A 15,413-nucleotide genomic window follows, 5' to 3' on the forward strand; every position below is an offset into this window, starting at 1 on the left:
AGAAAAATTTTGTTTGGGGCTGTACCAGATAACTAGCCCATATGTTTGTTAACCCATTGTTTGACTTGTTTTAATTGCGTCTGTGGTGATGGGTTGTTGAATCGCCACTCGCACTCCTTTAAAAATAGCGGAAAATGCTTGGCAGGAATACCGTTAAATTTACGCATATGCCGTTTCGCCTGGTTCCAGAAGTTCTCAATGCCGTTAATGTGGTTTTTCTTATCTGCAAACAATACTGAATGATTAATGCGGTAATGCTTAAATTCAGATACATCAAGGACATTGTATCCACGCCAGCAATCTGAATATACGATGCTATCAGGCATAATACGATCTTCTATGATAGGTATAAGCGTTTGACCTGACGCATCTGGAATGATCTGTGTGTAAACCTTACCGCCACGTTTGAGGATACCAAACACAGGAACTTTGCCCGCAGAACCTCGCCCGCGTTTGCCTTTACGTGTGCCTCCAAAGTAACTCTCATCCACCTCAAATTCACCTGAAAGCACATCGTTATTTTGCGTCTCAAGGGCGATGATTTCCCGCAGACGATGAAAGTAATATGCTGCTGTTTTGAAGTTTACACCCACCAAATCAGCGGCACATCTCGCCGTCGTTCCCGCAACATAATGCTCCATCAATTTAGTCTGCTTCAATCGGCTTAATCTGCTCTTTCTCATCACTATACCTATAACTTGTACTAGTTATCTGGTACAGCCCCTTTTGTTTTTAGCACCTGTTTAGAGATTTCATGCTTGATGAATTGCTGTTTCCTTTGCGTGAAAGGACAGGCAGCATCCGATGAATTATTTTCCAGTTTACATGCAGATGAACGGCCGTCAGGTGCTATTTGTGGGCAGTGGTTTGATCACCCTCCCCAAGATCCGGCTGCTGTCCAAAACCTCGGCCGATCTGGTCCTCTTCGGGTCTGTCACGGACCCGAATCTCGCACAACTCGTGCGGGACGGGCGGCTTGGTCACCATGACCGTTCAGTCTGTCCGGAGGACTGCGCCGAGGCTGTCTTTGCCTATATCGGCAGTGATGACGTGGTTGAACGCGATGCCGCGATCAGCGTCTTTGAAGCGACTAATCTGCCGTATTGCGTGATCGATGACAAGGAAAGATCACGTTTTATCACGCCTGCCCTCGTGGACAGAAATCCGGTCATGATCGCCATAGGTTCGGAGGGAACATCACCGGTGCTGGCGCGCCGGATCAAGAGCCAGATCGAGATGCTGCTTGATCACGATACAGGCCTGCTGGCAGGCATCATGGGGGCATTCCGCCCCGAGGTGGAGACACTTGCCCCGGGAACGGCACGGCGACAGTTCTGGGGGGAATTTCTTGACCGGGTGGTCCCGTCTATCCGTAGCAAGAGCACGGCGCAGGGCAGCACGGCATGGGCCGCGGTCTATGAAAAAGGGTTGCGTGATCTGCTCGGCAAACACCTGCATGCGGGTAAGAGTGATGGAGAGACCCTGCACATCCATCCGGTTCAATTCGTCGGTGCCGGGCCGGGGGATCCTGATCTTCTGACCCGCAAGGCCATAAAGGCCATGGATGATGCCGATATCGTCCTTCATGATCGTCTTGTACCCGGTCCTGTCCTTGAACTCTGCCGACGTGAAGCAGAGATTGTCGAGGTTGGCAAAACAGGCTTTGGTCCTTCCTGGACGCAGGATGATATCAACGCGCTTATCATTGAAAAAGCACGGGCCGGGCATCGTGTTGTCCGGCTGAAATCCGGAGATGCGGGAATCTTTGGACGCCTCGATGAAGAGATTGATGCCCTGCATGTAGCTGGGCTTGCGTTTGAGATTATCCCGGGCATCACCGCGGCGGCAGCAGCAGCAGCGGATATGGGGGTCTCGCTCACCCGCCGTGGCCGCAATCAGGCCGTGCATCTGATCACGGGCCATGACCGTGAGGGGTTTGCTGATCAGGACTGGCGGCGTCTCGCAAAACCAGGCTCGGTTGCCGCGATTTACATGGGCATGCGTGCGCTTCCCTATATCCGCAGCCGGTTGATGATGCAGGGAGCACATCCCGCAACACCGGTCACCATTGGTCAATCGGTAGGGCATGCGGGGGAAAAATGGCTGGCGACAACCTTGGCGGCGATGGTGGAAGACAGCGCGGATCAAGGCCTGAAGGGCCCCGCCGTCGTTCTTTATGGTCTTGAGCCCCATGCAAGCAGGCTGGAGCAGATCATGCCTGTTTCAGGTCCTGAAATGCACGACTCCGTTGAGTTGCGGGAGATCGGTTGATGGCAGGAAAAGTCATTACAGCAAATACGTTTGACCGTGGCGCGGTTGTCTATCTCGGGGCGTCGCGTTGGGTCAGCGAGATTGCCGAAGCACGGGTTTTCACTACTGATGAAGAGGTGGAGGAATCTCTCCGAAACGCAAATGCCATGCCGGACCGTCTGATCGGTGCTTACGCGATCGAGGTACGCGTGATTGGTGATGCGATTTCGCCTCTATCGGTGCGTGAGCGCATTCGGGCTCTCGGGCCGGGCAACTATTACCATGGCAAGCAAGCCGGTGATGAGGCTGAACATGTATCAGTATACTGATTTTGACCACACCTATCTCAAGCACCGGATCAGGGAATTTCGTGAACATGTAAAGCTGCGTGTTCAGGGGGTGCTGACCGAAGATGAATTCAAGCCGCTGCGGCTTCAGAACGGGCTTTATCTCCAGCTTCATGCCTATATGCTCCGGGTTGCCATCCCCTATGGGACGCTCAGCGGTCGTCAGATGCGCAAACTTGCCGATATTGCCGAGGCCTATGACAAAGGCTACGGGCATTTCACCACCCGGCAGAATATCCAGTTCAACTGGATCCGTCTTCCGGATGTTCCCGATGCGCTTGAGGCGCTGGCCGAGGTGGATATGCACACCATCCAGACCTCGGGAAACTGTATCCGCAATGTCACGGCGGATCACTTTGCCGGTGCTGTGGCCGATGAGGTGGAGGACCCCCGCATCATCGCCGAAATGCTGCGCCAGTGGTCAACCGGGCATCCGGAATACGCCTTCCTGCCGCGCAAGTTCAAGATTGCCGTCACCGGTTCCGCCGACGATCGTGCGGTGGTGGCATTCCATGATATCGGGATCAGGGCTCTTCTTAACGAGGTTGGGGAAAAGGGATACAAGATCTGGGTTGGCGGCGGCCTTGGGCGGACGCCACGCGTCGGCCGGGTGCTGACGGAATTCCTGCCCGAGAAGGACCTGCTGGCCTATATCGATTCCATCCTTCATGTCTATAACCGTTTCGGCCGCCGCGATAACAAGTACAAGGCGCGGATCAAGATCCTGATTGACGAGATTGGGATTGACGAAGCGAGGCACTGGATCAACAGTCATTTTCAGTCTATCCGCGGAACGGTATCTCCACCGGATGAGATGATGCACCGGATCAGGGAGAGTTTCACCACGCCGGATTTCAGCCGCGCCCGGGATCATGATCTTGAGCAGGACAAGTTGATTTCCCCCGGTTTTGCCCAATGGTGCGAGAACAATCTGGCAAGGCATCGTGATCCGCTTCATCGTATCGTGAGCATTTCCCTCAAGGCACCCGGCCAGACACCTGGAGATGCCTCGGCCGAACAGATGCGGGTGCTGGCCGATCTGGCTGAACACTATGCCCATGATGAAATCCGTGTCAGCCATGAGCAGAATATCATTCTTCCCCATGTACCGGCGGAGCATCTTCTTGCCGTCTATACCGAACTTGCCAAAGCCGGACTTGCCACAAGCAATATCGGGCTGTTGTCCGACATCATTGCCTGCCCGGGGATGGATTACTGTGCGCTGGCCACCGCACGGTCTATCCCTGTTGCCAAGGATATCGCGCTGAGATTTGCAGCCTTACGCAAGGAGCATGAGATCGGGCCGCTCAAGATCAAGATATCCGGATGCATCAATGCCTGCGGGCATCATCATGTCGGTCATATCGGCATACTCGGGCTTGATCGCGCGGGGGTTGAAAACTATCAGATCACCCTTGGAGGCGACGGAACAGAGGATGCCACGCTGGGGGAGCGGACAGGCCCTGGATTTGCCGCCGAAGACTTGCTGCTTGCCATTGAAAGGATCATCCAGTTCTATCTCGGGCATCGACATAACAGGGATGAGACGTTCCTTGCATTCTACCGCCGGGTTGGTTTGGCGCCATTCAAGACGGTTCTTTATCCCGACACTGCAATGCGAAAGACAGGCTAGAGCGTGACCATGCTTACCATTGTTTCAAGAGAAGGTTTTTCCGCCGATAATTGGGCTGAACGGCCCCAGGCAGGTTTGGACGATGCGTTGCAGCGCAAACTCCCCCGGGATGCGCATCTCCGTCTTGAGAATACAGCCGAAGTCGAAAACCTGATCCCGATCCTTTCCCGACTTGATGCGATTTCTGTTCACTTTCCTTCACCGCATGACGGGCGTGGCTTCTCGCTGGCCCGAAAACTGCGTAACCTCGGATATGAAGGGGCCTTGCGGGCGGAAGGCCATCTCCATGTCGGGCAGTTTCGCCATGCCCTCGAATGCGGGTTCACGGAATTGGCATTGTCCCCTGATGTGGTCATGCGGATGCCGGAAAAATACTGGCTCAATGCGATCGGGGAAAGAAACCTCAGTTATCAGCAGCAATTTTTGCAAGGCTGAAGCGAGTATTCTCGACATTAAAACACCTTCTTGCGGGGGTGTTTTTTGTAATAAATCTAAAAAAATTAAAGTTTTTGTTGACACTCTCCGGTTCCGCTTCGTTAAATTCACCTATCAAATAAGGCCGCGCCAAAAGCGGAAGACAATACTGATTGGAGGAAATCGTGACAATTTTTTCAACAAAGACACTGACAGCGGTTGCTGTCGCCGCCACGATCGCAGGCGTGGCAAGCATCGCAAATGCAGGAGAGTGCCGCCGCGCCGAAGCCAGCATGGACAAGCCGGGTGGCTTCCCTGATCGTGCCCTGACCATGATTGTACCCTATGGCCCTGCCGGAGGTTCCGGTCAGGTTGCCGCAGCCATGGCTGAAGCTGTGACTGAACTTACCGGCGTCAGCATCAACCGTGACCACAAGCCAGGCGGGTCAGGCTCGGTCGGGATGACCGCCTATATGGCCATGCCAGCAGATGGTTACAACGTGCTTGAACATATCGATGACGCCTCATCGGCACATGCGCTTGATTCAAGCAAGCCCAACCCGGCCAGCGATCTCACCCCGCTGGTTGTTTCGCAGGTGACCTTCTCCCAGATCTATATTCGCAGCAACGAAACACGCTTTACCGACTGGCCAAGCTTTGTTGAATGGGTCAAGGCGCAGGATGGCAAGGCCACGATCGCCAATGTTTCGGCCGAAGGATCCATGGAACGGGTGACGATGAAATTCATCACCGATGCCACGGGCATGAAGATTCAGCAGATTTCCTTCGATAAGGGTGCACCACGTTATGGCGCACTTCTCGGCGGCCAGGTTGATGCCCTGTTCGAGCAGCCGGGTGATGTCCGGAAATTCCTCGATGCCGGCAATTTCAAGCCGATTCTCAGCATTTTCAACGAGCGCCCGGGCATCTTTGCCGATGTTCCGACCCATAGGGAAATGGGCATGGATTTCGAACCTCTTCTGCGGTTCCGTGGTTTCTATGTCCACAAGGGCATTCCCGAAGATCGCCTCAACTGGCTTAAATGGGCTTTCCAGCGTGCCTACTGTCAGGACAGCTATCAGAAATATAATGACAGCAAGTTCATGAATGTCATTGACAGCTACCGTGATACCGAAGGTGCCATCAAGCTGATCAGCAACTCGATCAACCAGTATCGTGAGGTCTACAAGGAGATGGGCCTTGACGTTAAGTAAGGTCTTATGATGATCTTGACCTGTCCGGCATTCGGCCGGGCAGGTCTCCTTACCTTGTGCAGCATCTTACCTGATCAGGACCTCAGCCATGGGCAATCTAACGCGCGCGCATCTTGTCGAGACCGGAATATGGCTGTTTATTTGCATTGTTTTTTTCGGTTTTTCCTTTGAATTCAACAAAACAATTGAAATTTATAAATTTGGTGCAACAGGCTGGCCGAGATCCATCCTTCTTCTCTTGATCCTTGTCGGGGCTGGCAATCTCTATTACGCGTGGAATAACGGCTCCGAGACGCAGAAAGGCCGTGTCGGCTTCAGCGAGGAAAGCAGTGAAGTCAGCTACAATTCCATGGGGCAGGTGATCAAGACATCCTTTATCCTTTTACTGCCTCTCTTTTATGCAATCCTGCTTAAACCGGTCGGGTTTTACGCCGGAACACCGTTTTTCATCGCCCTGATCATGCTGGCCTGGGGAGAGCGGCGTGTTGGCAAGATCCTGCTGGTTACCCTCGTGATCTACGCGTTTCTGATCTTTTTATTCATGTTTCTCCTTAATGCGCCCTTGCCGCAGGGCAATGTCTCGCCGTTCTATGATTTCAGTGCGTTCATGCTCAAGACAAAAACGCAGCTTCAGCAGTTGATGTAAGGGGAAGACCATGTGGGAGAATTTTCTGACAGGTACGGCGACGCTTTTTGGCGACCCTTTCACAATTGCGATTTTCATTTTCGGGGTGCTTGGCGGAATGCTGTTCGGGGCGATCCCGGGTGTGAGCATGCTTACGCTTGCCGCCATTCTTCTGCCATTTACCGCTGATCTTGATCCGGCCCAGGGGGTGATGCTGTTTGCGGTGATCTACTGTACCGGCACCTATGGTGGAGCCATCACGGCTATTCTCTTCAATATTCCCGGCGCGCCTGAAAACGCCCCCACGTCATTTGATGGCTACCCCATGACACGTCAGGGGAAGGCGGCCAAGGCTGTCGGCGCTGCGGTGTTGTGTTCTGCCATTGGCGGGACCGCATCGGCCCTTGTGATGATGTTGGCGACCGAACCTCTGGCGAAATGGGCGATCATGAATATCGGCCCGCCAGAAATCTTCGCGCTGGTCTTCTTCGGGCTTGCGGTGGCTTCCACCGTTGGCGGGCGGACGATCTGGAAAGGCTGGCTTTCGGTGCTTCTCGGTCTCTTGATTGCGACGATCGGCCAGGATCCAGTTGGCGGGATAAACCGCTATAATTTCGGCTTTTCCGATCTTGCCGCCGGTATCGCCTTTGTGCCGGCGATATTGGGTTTCTTTGCGGTATCCGAAGTTTTCGTACAGGCCGAAAAGAAGGCAAGCGGCAAATACGAAGCACCTGAACTGAGCGTCAACTTCCCCACATTCCGGGAGCTCTGGGCGCATAAAATTGCAGTTATCAGATCTATTTTTGTCGGGTTCTTCTGCGGGATCCTTCCCGGGATTGGCGCCACGCTTGCGGCCTTCATGGGGTATGGTGAAGCGGTGCGCTGGTCAAAGAACAAGGAAGAATTCGGCAAAGGCAAGCTTGAGGGCGTGATCTCTTCGGAAACAGCAAACAATGCTGCCACCGGAGCTGCGATGATTCCGCTTCTTGCGCTTGGTCTTCCGGGTGGTGCGCTGACCGCGATGATGGTGGCTGTTTTCCAGATGCATGATCTTGAGCCGGGGCCACTTGTCTTCTACAACTCTCCCGATCTGATCTGGATTGTTTTCGCGGCCATGTTCTACGCAAATCTGTCTATTCTTTTCATCGGGCTGCTGGAAACAAAGACAATTCTCTATCTTCTGAAAATCCCGTTTCAGTTTCTGGCGCCACTCATCCTGATGCTGGCCAGCATCGGGGCGTATATCGGTCGCGGCCTGGTGCTTGATGTGATGGTGATGTTTGCCGCAGGCATAATCGGTTTTCTTCTGCGCCGTTCCGGCTATTCCATTCCAGGTATCGTGCTCGGGTTGATTCTCGGAAAAATCGGTGAGCAGAATTTCGCCCAGGGGATGCAGATGGTCCATTATGATCTGGTTACATATTTTTCACGCCCGATTTGCACTATTCTGATTGTCGCCGGAGCGCTCACCCTGTTGAGGGGGGTGTATTCAGCAATTCAGTCATCAAGGTCAACGGAGGCAGTTTGACGGGCCTTTCCATGCAAGGGATATCGAGACCTCAGGATTGTGCATTTCGCAGGTGGTAAGTGATTTGTAAAGGTAAGACATGACAACAGCTGAAGATGATATCGCCGCCATTGATGCGATTGTTGCCCGTGCCCGTGCAGCCCAGGCCGAATATGAGAAAAACGGCGCACAGGAGCTGTTTGATCGTGCGTGTCAGGCTGTTGCCTGGGCGCTGATGGAGCCGGGACGGAATGCCGAACTTGCGGTGATGGCAGTTGATGAAACAGGGCTCGGCAACGCCGAAGACAAGATCAGAAAGAACCATAACAAGACCTTGGGTCTGATGCGCGACATCAAGGACGTCAAGGCGTTTGGCCATATTGAAGATGATGATGCGAAAGGTCTTTCGATATATTACCGGCCCAAGGGCGTGATCGCCGCCATTGTGCCGTCGACCAATCCACTGGCAACACCAACCAACAACATCATCAACGCCCTCAAGACAGGTAACGCCATCATCGTGGCGCCGTCTCCCAAGGGGGCGAAGCCGATGATACGTCTTCTTGGCTATATTCACGCTGAACTCGACAAGATCGGGGTGTCGCGTGATCTTGTTCAGATGGTTCCGGCTCCGCCGTCCAAGGACAAGACCAGGAGATTGATGGAGATTGCTGATCTTCTTGTCGTGACAGGCTCGCAAAACAATGTCCGGGCAGGATATTCCTCGGGCACGCCGGCGATAGGTGTCGGGCAGGGAAATGTTGTCAGTATTATCGATGAAACAGCTGATATTCCGGGTGCCGCGGAAAAGATCGCCGCGTCCAAAGTCTTTGATAATGCCACGTCCTGTTCGTCGGAAAACGCCGTGATTGCCGTCTCGTCCGTCTATGATGAGGTCGTGGCCGAACTGGAGGCGGCGGGAGGTCTTCTTCTCAATCCGGATGAGGTTAAACGCCTTGAGGAGGTGCACTGGCACGACGGCAGGATGACAACAATGCTGCTGGCCAAGGATATCGATGTCATCATCGACGCGCTTGATCTGAAATCAAGGGCCGGCGCCAATACTAGATTTCTGATTGCACCAGCGGAAAAGGCCGGTCCTGACGCGATCATTTCCGGGGAGAAAATGTCTCGTTTTCTTGCCCTCTATCGCGCCGAGGATTTTGATGCCGCGGTGGATCTCGCAAGGACGATACAGGATTATCAGGGCGCGGGGCATTCGCTCAGCCTGCATTCATCACTGGATGAAAGGGCGCGGCACCTTGCCATGGCAGCAAGGACCTGCCGGGTGATCGTCAATCAGGCGCATTGTTTTGCCAATGGCGGGTTTTTTAATAATGGTCTTCCGTTCTCCCTGTCCATGGGTTGCGGCAGTTGGGGCGGAAATTCGATCGACGACAACCTGAATTGGCGTCACTTCATCAACCGTGTCCGGGTTGTTCGCGAAATAGCTGAAAACAAGCCGGAACTGGAAGATATTTTTGGTAACTACTGGAATACGTTCGGGAAGTAATATGGCTGATCTTCCGCGTGATCTCCGCCAGCAGATCGAATTCAACGCAAGGACCCATGGCGATAAACAATGGCTGGTTTCACCTGAAACAGGTAAGACCGTGAGCTATGCGGAGGCGGTCTCCAGAGTAAGGGAAATCGCCGCCCATCTTGCCGGTCTCGGCTTCAGGCCCGGAGACAGGATCGCGGTTGCGGCGCATAATTCCATCGGCTCATGTCTTGCTTTCATGGGTATCACCTATGGCGGTTTTCACGCCACCCCTTTAAATCTTGTGGCTGGAGCCAGGGTCATGGCCTATGTGCTCAATCACTCAGGCGCCGGGCTGATTTTTGTTGCCGATGATTGCCGGGTCGAAATCGAAGAAGCGGCGGCCGAGGCAGGAACTTCACCCCAACTTGTTGCGCTGCATCCTGAAAAGGGACCAGACTGGCCAGAGGGGGCCACACCTTCGGAGCCAGTCATTCCCTCTTCCGAGGCCCCGGCGCTGCTGATGTACACATCCGGGACAACGGGCAACCCCAAAGGGGTAATGCTCAGCCATGCCAATCTGCTGGCGGCAGGGCGGAACGTCGCTGATGGCCATGGCATAGGTCCCGACGATGCCGGATTATGTGTTCTGCCGATCTATCATATCAACGGGCTTTGCGTGACGGTGATGGGAACACTTGTTTCCGCAAGCACGCTGGTCATGCCGTACCGGTTTTCGGTCAACCGTTTCTGGGATCAGATCAAATCCAACAACTGCAGCTGGTTTTCAGCGGTACCGACATTGTTTGCGTATTTGCTCAACAGTCCGGATGATGCGGGTGACCTTGGACGTCTTCGGTTCTCGCGTTCCGCTTCCTCGCCGCTGCCGCCGGAAATTCACCGCCGCTTTGAAGATCGTTTCGGGATTCCGATCATTGAAACAATGGGCCTGACGGAAACCGGCGCGCAGATACTTTCCAATCCCATGCCGCCGGCTGAACGCAAAATCGGATCCCCTGGCGTGGCGGTTGGCAATGAAGTCATCATTGGTGATGAAAATCAGCAGCCTGTTGCCCCCGGTGTCACCGGGGAAATCCTCGTTCGAGGTGACAACGTGATGCTTGGATATCTTAACCAGCCCGATGAAACGGCCAAGACAATCACCGCCGATGGCTGGCTCAGAACGGGTGATCTTGGTCATATGGATGAAGACGGATATGTCTTCGTTTCCGGCCGGATCAAGGAGCTGATCATCAAGGGGGGAGAGAATATTGCGCCGCGTGAGATTGATGAAGTTCTGCTTGAGCATCCATCCGTGCTTGAAGCGGCGGCCTTCTCCATGCCTTGCGACAAATATGGTGAGCGTGTCGAAGCCTGTATCCGTCTCAAAGATGGCAAAGATGTCGAAATTGATCATCTCATCCGGCATTGCCAGGAACGGCTGGGTAAATTCAAGTCGCCCGACATGGTTCATGTGCTGGATGATCTGCCCAAGGGTCCTTCGGGCAAGGTGCAACGGATGAAGCTTAAACCTCTGGTCTATCCGGATCAGGGATAGAAAGGAAGACAGCGGCTGTGCCAGAAAATTTTCTCAGTCTCATCATGCCGTCGCTGGATATCACTGTTCTTCTCGTGATGATGGTGACTTTTTTCATCTCTGGCACTGTTAAGGGATTTCTCGGGATTGGTCTGCCCGCCGCTGCCATGGGGCTGCTCACGCTTGTCACAACCCCGACGCATGCGATTGCCTTGCTGACCCTGCCGATCATTTTCACAAATCTGACCCAATTCGGCCGTGCGGCAAACAAGGTGGAGATAGCAAAGACCTATTGGGTATTCGCGCTGGCGATCATGATTGCGATTTTCGTCACCTCGCTATTCATCAACCGATATCCGACCTCCTTTCTTACCGTTTCGATCGGTATTGCGATGATCGTCTTTGCCTTGAACGGTCTTTACGGGATACGCCTGCCGATCGGACCTGGCAGGGGCTGGCAGGCTGGTTTCGGCTTGGTTTCCGGTATCCTTGGCGGGCTCAGTTCCATCTGGTCGCCTACGGTTGCGATGTATCTGATCGCCCGTAACCTGGAAAAGGATGATTTCATTGCCGCAACCGGGTTCCTGTTTCTGGCTGGATGCTTTCCGCTGGCCCTCGGTCTTTATCTTGCGGGAACGCTGACCGTTGAAACGATGCTGCAGTCGCTCATCGGCATGGTGGTGGTGCTGACCGGGTTTCGCATTGGTGAGATTTTGCGCAACCATGTCCCGCAGCAGACTTTCCGCAAGATTGTGCTGATCGCGTTTCTTTGCATGGGAGCCCGGCTGATTGCGGTGGGCCTTTTCTGAAGACCGATATTGCCCCATGGCAAAAGGAGAGGGCGATGTTTCTATTTACTGAATTGATGGCGCGCATCGAAGCAGGCGGCTCGGTCCGTGTGGCGCTTGTCGGGGCCGGCAAATTCGGCTCCATGTTTCTGGCCCAGGTGCCGACAACACCAGGCCTTCAGGTCGTCATCATTGCTGATCTTGATCCGGAGAAGGCGCGTCAATCCTGCCGGGATGTGGGATGGGATGAAGATCGCATTGCCTGGACCCGGTTCGTTGAGGACGGACTTGCCGCCATCACGCCTGAAGTTGATGTGATCATCGAAGCCACCGGTCATCCCCATGCGGGTATTCGCCATGCGCGCGCCGCCATCCGGGAGGGGGTGCATATCATTATGGTAAATGTCGAGGCTGATGTGCTTGCTGGCGCCAGCCTGGCGGCTGAAGCGCGCGCCACCGGATGTGTTTATTCCATGGCTTATGGCGATCAGCCGGCGCTGACAGCTGAGATGGTGGAATGGGCGCGGGCTTGCGGGTTTCGTGTCATGGCTGCCGGCAAGGGGACAAAATATCTGCCTGCCTATCATGCTTCTACACCTGATAGTGTCTGGGATCATTATGGATTGAGCGCGGAAGAGGCCGCTGAGGCAGGCATGAATTCAAAGATGTTCAATTCCTTTCTCGATGGCACGAAATCAGCGCTGGAAATGGCCGCGATTGCCAATGCCTGTGATCTGATGCCGCCTTCCGATGGGCTGGCTTTCCCGCCCTGCGGGATGGATGATCTGGCCCAGGTGTTGCGGCCCGCGGAAAAGGGCGGCGTGCTTGAGGCTGAGGGCATGGTTGAGGCGGTATCCTCCCTTAACCGTGACGGAAGCGATGTCGAAAGGGACTTGCGCTGGGGCGTTTATGTGGTGCTGGAAGCGCCAAACGATTACGCTGCCGCCTGTTTCCGTCAATACGGCATGAACACCGATACGACCGGTCAATTTTCCGCCATGTATAAACCGTTTCACCTGATCGGTCTTGAGTTGAATATCTCGGTTCTGGCGGCAGGGTTGCTTGGCCGTGCGACGGGATCCACGCGATATTTTCGTAGTGATGTCGTGGCCACAGCCAAAAGAGCTATGCCTACGGGCACAAGGCTCGATGGGGAAGGGGGGCATTCGGTCTGGGGTAAACTCATCCCAGCGGAGCGATCACTTTCTCTTGGCGGCCTGCCCATAGGTCTTGCGGGTGATGTGAATCTTATCAGGCAGGTAAAGGCTGGCCAGATGCTGACCTGGGATGATATTGCGTGGGATGAGGGCGATGAAATCATCCGCTATCGGCGTGCCATGGAACAAACCGGCGCCAGTTGACGGGGAAGGCGATCATGCCAAGACGATCCTTTGCCAAACTCGATATGTATCTGTCAGCCTCAACTGAACCCCTGTTCAACGCACTTGAAGACTGGATGCGGGAGGCATGTGGTGAAATCGACCAGTATCACGACCTTGCGGGCTTTGCCTTCGGCCAGATTTGCGGGATTGAATTTGCCAAAGCCGATGCTGGCACATATTCCTATCTGGCAACCCTGTGGCTTGCCGATAAATCGGCTCCCGCTGGCTATTACCATTCCGTGCTGATCACCCCGCGGCAAGGCGGGCTGGAGGAACTGGAAGATTTTGATCCGGCGCGGCACAAGGTTGCCATCAATGAACTCGGGTCCTTTTCAGGATCGGTTGTTTTTTCATCTCACATGCTGGGCAGGGGGGATGCCGGTTTCCCCCGGTACGTCTTGAGTGGCGGGCATGTCAAGTCGGTGCAGCTGGTGGCCGAAGGCAAGGTGAAGCTGGCTGCGATCGACCGGCTCAGCTTTAATATGGCAATATATGAACAGCCAGAACTTATCCAGCATATCCGTGTTCTTGGTCAGACAGGTGATTATCCAGGCCTGCCTTTCGTTGCCCCGGGGAATCTTCCCGCAGATCAGGTGGAACACATGATCCAGCATCTGCTTGGTTTTGCCGAAACAGAAGCATTTCAGCAATTCGCGCCCCGTCTGGGGGTGGGGGGTATTCTCCGCCTCGATGATCCATCACGATATGCGGAAATGGCCAGGCTTTGACCTACCGCGATAATGGAGAAGCCCAACGCAAGGTGCATGACACCTATCAAGAGATATGTTAGCGTCATAGAGCATAATTAGTCTTAAGGGAGTCATTTGATGAGAAAGATTGTTGCAGGTGTATTGCTGACACTGACCCTTTTCGGTGCTGCGGGTTGTTCGAGCTACCCTTCCTGGGTGCCGGATTGGGCACAAGTCGGCGCAAGCGATAGCTGATACATTCAGAAATTTTTAACAAAGGAGCTCAGGCCGTTTTTTCCTGAAGCTCCTTTGTCATACCCTGGCTCGGCAGGAACAGCGCCGCTGCCATGATCAGCGCGGCGGTGGCACTCATGATCATGAAAAGATTTGCCATCGAATAGCCGTTCTGCAAGAGCATGGCACAGAGGGGAAGAACACTGGCCCCCACCGATAGATTAAGCAGAAACTTGATGCTGAGAATTCTTCCCCGCCATTCATCGGGCACATAGCGGACCATAATGGCATCGGTGATGGGGATCTGACCGAAAACAAAGCTCATGGCCATGGTCATCACCGCCATCAGCGCAAGATCCGTGAACTGCGATGCCGCATAAAGAAAAATACCCTGGCCGGTGGCCATACAGAACAGCACCATTCGCGGCGAGCCCCGATCTATCAGCCAGCCTACGCCAATCTGGGCAAAGGAGGCTACCGCGTAGACGATCGAGGCAAGAAGCCCGGTGACGGCGACAGAAACACTGACACTGGTCATGGAAATTTCAAAATATCGCGGCACCAGAAAGGTCATGGCCCCGAAGATAAAGCCGCCTGCGGTGGTGGAAAGCCCAAGGGCGAGAAGGGCGCGAAGCCATCCCCTTGAAAACCCGGAGGTAGCCTGGCCGGTGTTCTTGCCTGACGCGGTTGCCCGGGTTTCAGGCCTGAGCGCGAGGATGAAGATAATCCCATAGGCAAGGCAGACCCCGCCGCAAACCCAGAAACTAACCCGCCAGTCGCCGAGAAGCAGAAGAACACCCACAATCAGCGGCGCGGCGGCAACCCCCATATTGCCGAACACACCATTGATGCCAAGCCTGAGCCCGACCCTGCCTTCACGTCGCAACAGCATCGCTATACCGACGGGATGAAAGATCGATGCAAAGATCCCGATCAGGGCAAGTCCGGCCATAAGCTCATCCAGTGTCCGGGCCTGGCTTGCAAGAATGGCCGCAACACCGATGCCGAAATGAAAGATCACCATCATGAGTGATCGCGAATATCGATCAGCAAGCCTTGCAGAAACAGGCGCCATCGCGCCAAAAAGCACAAACCCCAATGTCCCGTAGCTGATGATATCCTGATATCCGATCCCGAAATGCCGGGCCGCATCATAGGCAGCCTTGGCAAAGATCAACATCATGAAATGGTCAAGGAAATGGCTGATATTGATAAAAATATCCCGAACAGATTTATGCTGGATATGCTGAAGCATCAATAAACACCTGCCTTATATCTCAACCCTCGGCCCTTTTTCCGCCCGGTTCAAGACC

Annotated in this window: 14 protein-coding genes; 12 read left to right on the top strand and 2 right to left on the bottom strand. The window is 54.2% G+C overall.

The features are described from left to right. Positions 1-32 precede the first annotated feature (32 nt). A complete protein-coding gene (locus AB8880_03580; GenBank protein XDZ66487.1) occupies positions 33-683 on the bottom strand; it encodes an IS1595 family transposase in 651 nt (216 codons plus the stop codon). A 121-nt stretch (positions 684-804) separates the two neighbouring features. Between AB8880_03580 and cysG the strand changes: the two genes are divergently transcribed. From cysG to AB8880_03640, 12 genes are all read left to right on the top strand, one after another. Continuing rightward, positions 805-2,271 (top strand): siroheme synthase CysG, encoded by a 1,467-nt coding sequence (gene cysG, locus AB8880_03585; protein XDZ66488.1) that lies wholly within the window; start codon positions 805-807, stop codon positions 2,269-2,271. Next, positions 2,271-2,579: a DUF2849 domain-containing protein gene (locus AB8880_03590; GenBank protein XDZ66489.1), complete on the top strand. Its 309-nt coding sequence runs from the start codon at positions 2,271-2,273 to the stop codon at positions 2,577-2,579. The genes cysG and AB8880_03590 overlap by 1 nt, the downstream gene beginning before the upstream one ends. After that, entirely contained in the window at positions 2,563-4,230 is a 1,668-nt protein-coding gene (locus AB8880_03595; GenBank protein XDZ66490.1) for a nitrite/sulfite reductase, read from the top strand. The genes AB8880_03590 and AB8880_03595 overlap by 17 nt, the downstream gene beginning before the upstream one ends. Before the next feature lie 9 nt (positions 4,231-4,239). Then, the gene (locus AB8880_03600; protein ID XDZ66491.1) at positions 4,240-4,665 is read left to right on the top strand and encodes a DUF934 domain-containing protein; all 426 of its coding nucleotides are present in this window, start codon (positions 4,240-4,242) and stop codon (positions 4,663-4,665) included. 164 nt (positions 4,666-4,829) lie between these two features. Further along, the gene (locus AB8880_03605; protein XDZ66492.1) at positions 4,830-5,858 is read left to right on the top strand and encodes a tripartite tricarboxylate transporter substrate binding protein; all 1,029 of its coding nucleotides are present in this window, start codon (positions 4,830-4,832) and stop codon (positions 5,856-5,858) included. A gap of 88 nt (positions 5,859-5,946) precedes the next feature. Continuing rightward, entirely contained in the window at positions 5,947-6,504 is a 558-nt protein-coding gene (locus tag AB8880_03610; GenBank protein ID XDZ66493.1) for a tripartite tricarboxylate transporter TctB family protein, read from the top strand. A gap of 10 nt (positions 6,505-6,514) precedes the next feature. Beyond that, positions 6,515-8,011 (top strand): tripartite tricarboxylate transporter permease, encoded by a 1,497-nt coding sequence (locus AB8880_03615; GenBank protein XDZ66494.1) that lies wholly within the window; start codon positions 6,515-6,517, stop codon positions 8,009-8,011. Positions 8,012-8,090: 79 nt separating this feature from the next. After that, a complete protein-coding gene (locus tag AB8880_03620; protein ID XDZ66495.1) occupies positions 8,091-9,503 on the top strand; it encodes an aldehyde dehydrogenase family protein in 1,413 nt (470 codons plus the stop codon). Position 9,504: 1 nt separating this feature from the next. Continuing rightward, the gene (locus AB8880_03625; GenBank protein ID XDZ66496.1) at positions 9,505-11,028 is read left to right on the top strand and encodes a class I adenylate-forming enzyme family protein; all 1,524 of its coding nucleotides are present in this window, start codon (positions 9,505-9,507) and stop codon (positions 11,026-11,028) included. Between the two features lie 17 nt (positions 11,029-11,045). After that, positions 11,046-11,816 (top strand): sulfite exporter TauE/SafE family protein, encoded by a 771-nt coding sequence (locus AB8880_03630; GenBank protein ID XDZ66497.1) that lies wholly within the window; start codon positions 11,046-11,048, stop codon positions 11,814-11,816. A gap of 35 nt (positions 11,817-11,851) precedes the next feature. Next, on the top strand, positions 11,852-13,156 hold the full coding sequence (locus AB8880_03635) for an NAD(P)H-dependent oxidoreductase (protein XDZ66498.1): 1,305 nt from the start codon (positions 11,852-11,854) through the stop codon (positions 13,154-13,156). Positions 13,157-13,170: 14 nt separating this feature from the next. After that, positions 13,171-13,905, top strand: a complete 735-nt coding sequence (locus tag AB8880_03640) for a phosphate/phosphite/phosphonate ABC transporter substrate-binding protein (GenBank protein XDZ66499.1) — start codon at positions 13,171-13,173, stop codon at positions 13,903-13,905. Between the two features lie 244 nt (positions 13,906-14,149). Here AB8880_03640 and AB8880_03645 read toward each other — a convergent pair whose 3' ends face one another. Beyond that, on the bottom strand, positions 14,150-15,355 hold the full coding sequence (locus AB8880_03645) for an MFS transporter (GenBank protein XDZ66500.1): 1,206 nt from the start codon (positions 15,353-15,355) through the stop codon (positions 14,150-14,152). Positions 15,356-15,413: the final 58 nt, after the last annotated feature.

The organism is Alphaproteobacteria bacterium LSUCC0684, assembly GCA_041228335.1.
In the GTDB taxonomy this organism is placed as follows: Bacteria; Pseudomonadota; Alphaproteobacteria; order Puniceispirillales; family UBA1172.

What these genes read in the sequence shown, in the direction of transcription:
- AB8880_03580 (XDZ66487.1), bottom strand. Translation starts at nt 683, where the DNA reads ATGAGAAAGAGCAGATTAAGCCGATTGAAGCAGACTAAATTGATGGAG.
- cysG (XDZ66488.1), top strand. Translation starts at nt 805, where the DNA reads ATGAATTATTTTCCAGTTTACATGCAGATGAACGGCCGTCAGGTGCTA.
- AB8880_03590 (XDZ66489.1), top strand. Translation starts at nt 2,271, where the DNA reads ATGGCAGGAAAAGTCATTACAGCAAATACGTTTGACCGTGGCGCGGTT.
- AB8880_03595 (XDZ66490.1), top strand. Translation starts at nt 2,563, where the DNA reads ATGTATCAGTATACTGATTTTGACCACACCTATCTCAAGCACCGGATC.
- AB8880_03600 (XDZ66491.1), top strand. Translation starts at nt 4,240, where the DNA reads ATGCTTACCATTGTTTCAAGAGAAGGTTTTTCCGCCGATAATTGGGCT.
- AB8880_03610 (XDZ66493.1), top strand. Translation starts at nt 5,947, where the DNA reads ATGGGCAATCTAACGCGCGCGCATCTTGTCGAGACCGGAATATGGCTG.
- AB8880_03615 (XDZ66494.1), top strand. Translation starts at nt 6,515, where the DNA reads ATGTGGGAGAATTTTCTGACAGGTACGGCGACGCTTTTTGGCGACCCT.
- AB8880_03620 (XDZ66495.1), top strand. Translation starts at nt 8,091, where the DNA reads ATGACAACAGCTGAAGATGATATCGCCGCCATTGATGCGATTGTTGCC.
- AB8880_03625 (XDZ66496.1), top strand. Translation starts at nt 9,505, where the DNA reads ATGGCTGATCTTCCGCGTGATCTCCGCCAGCAGATCGAATTCAACGCA.
- AB8880_03635 (XDZ66498.1), top strand. Translation starts at nt 11,852, where the DNA reads ATGTTTCTATTTACTGAATTGATGGCGCGCATCGAAGCAGGCGGCTCG.
- AB8880_03640 (XDZ66499.1), top strand. Translation starts at nt 13,171, where the DNA reads ATGCCAAGACGATCCTTTGCCAAACTCGATATGTATCTGTCAGCCTCA.
- AB8880_03645 (XDZ66500.1), bottom strand. Translation starts at nt 15,355, where the DNA reads ATGCTTCAGCATATCCAGCATAAATCTGTTCGGGATATTTTTATCAAT.